This is a genomic window from Streptomyces sparsus (assembly GCF_054776295.1).
The window spans coordinates 1-672 of record NZ_BAAHCA010001581.1 but is presented as its reverse complement, the minus strand read 5'-3'; the positions used below and the strand labels follow the sequence as shown (position 1 = coordinate 672).

At 76.2% G+C, this 672-nt stretch carries 1 protein-coding gene; it reads left to right on the top strand.

What is annotated here, in order from left to right; all coding sequences use genetic code 11:
• A partial coding sequence (locus ACYVE9_RS29720) for an SDR family NAD(P)-dependent oxidoreductase (protein ID WP_461030964.1) occupies positions 1-630 on the top strand: 630 nt, incomplete at its 5' end.
• Between the last annotated feature and the right edge of the window lie 42 nt (positions 631-672).

Genomic DNA, 672 nt, shown 5'->3' with positions numbered 1-672 from the left:
CAGACCCTGGACGGCCTGCCCGGCACGGGGCACACACTGCTCGGCGCCGACCTCGCCGACCCCGCGCAGGCCGCCGCACTGGTCGCGGACGCCGCCCAGGCGCTCGGCGGCATCGACGTGCTGGTCAACAACGCGGCCGTCAACACCGCGCACCCGCCCGCCACGACCGGGTTCGACGAGTGGGTGGCGGCCTGGCAGCAGCACACCGCGGTCAACCTGCTCGGCACCGCACACGTGAGCCACCAGGCCGCCCGACTCATGATCGAGCAGGGCCGCGGCGGGCGCATCGTCAACATCGGTTCCCGGGGCGCCGTCCGCGGTGAACCCGACCATCCCGCCTACGGCGCCACGAAAGCAGCCGTGCACTCGCTCGGGCAGTCGCTGGCGGTGGCCCTCGCCCCGCACGGCATCGCGGTGGCGACGGTCGCCCCCGGCTTCTTCCGGACCGAGCGGGTGGCCGACCGGCTGAGCGGCGGGTCCGGGGAGGCGATCGCGGCACAGAGCCCGTTCGGGCGGGTAGCCGAAGCTGAGGAGATCGCCTCCGCGGTGCTCTGGCTGGCCTCCCCCTCGGCGCAGTGGGCCTCGGGCACCGTCCTGGACCTCAACGGCGCGTCCCACCTGCGCCCCTGACACCGGCCGCGCCGGACCGGCCCCCGGGCGCCGAGCGGGCGG